The 711-nt window shown below is 66.5% G+C and carries 2 protein-coding genes; both read left to right on the top strand.

The genetic code is table 11. The features are described from left to right. Positions 1–67: 67 nt before the first annotated feature. On the top strand, positions 68–367 hold the full coding sequence (locus tag EEJ42_RS31120; protein ID WP_123105207.1) for a transposase: 300 nt from the start codon (positions 68–70) through the stop codon (positions 365–367). Beyond that, positions 364–711: IS3 family transposase (locus tag EEJ42_RS31115; protein ID WP_148082062.1), on the top strand; the 348-nt coding region annotated here is incomplete at its 3' end. The genes EEJ42_RS31120 and EEJ42_RS31115, both read left to right, overlap by 4 nt.

Raw genomic sequence — 711 nt, 5'->3', positions numbered from 1 at the left:
TGAAGCTTCCCCTTGTGACTGGACACCTGGAGACTGGGACGTGAGGTTCCAGAGGAAGTAGTGCCAGGTGGGTAGTCAGTACTCGAAGCGGTATTCGGAGGAGTTCAAGCGGGACGCGATCGCGTTGGCCCGCTCCTCCGACAAGACGATCACGGAGGTCGCGCGGGATCTGGGCGTGAGCCCGGAGAGTCTGCGTGGCTGGGTGAAGCGTGACCGGGTCGACCAAGGCGGGGGCACGTCGGGCGAACTGACGAGCGCGGAGCGCGAGGAGCTGAAGCGGCTGCGCAGGCAGAACACCGAGCAGCAGAAGACGATCGAGATCTTGAAAAAAGCGGCGGCCTTCTTCGCCAAGGACAGCGACCGGTGAGCGAGGTCTACCGGTTCATCGCTGCGGAGAAGGCCGTCCACCCGGTGGCTCTGCTGTGCCGTGTCCTGGGCGTGGTCCGCTCCTCGTTCTACGCCTGGCTGGAGGCGGATCAGGCCAGGCAGGCCCGGACTCGGGCGGATGACGCGCTTGCTCACGAGATCACCGTGATCCACCTGGCCTCGAAGGGTGCCTACGGTGTTCCGCGCGTGCACGCCGAGCTGCGGCGCCTGGGCCGTGCGGTCAACCGCAAGCGGGTGGAGCGGGTGATGCGCGAACGTGGGATCGTCGGCGTCACACGTCGAAGACGCCGTTCGCTGACCCGTCCCGACAAGCAGGCACGGCCG

Source organism: Streptomyces botrytidirepellens, assembly GCF_003721215.1.
GTDB classification, from domain to species: domain Bacteria; phylum Actinomycetota; class Actinomycetes; order Streptomycetales; family Streptomycetaceae; genus Streptomyces; species Streptomyces himastatinicus.
The sequence above is the reverse complement of the archived record's forward strand: the minus strand, read 5'-3'. Positions and strand labels throughout refer to the sequence as shown.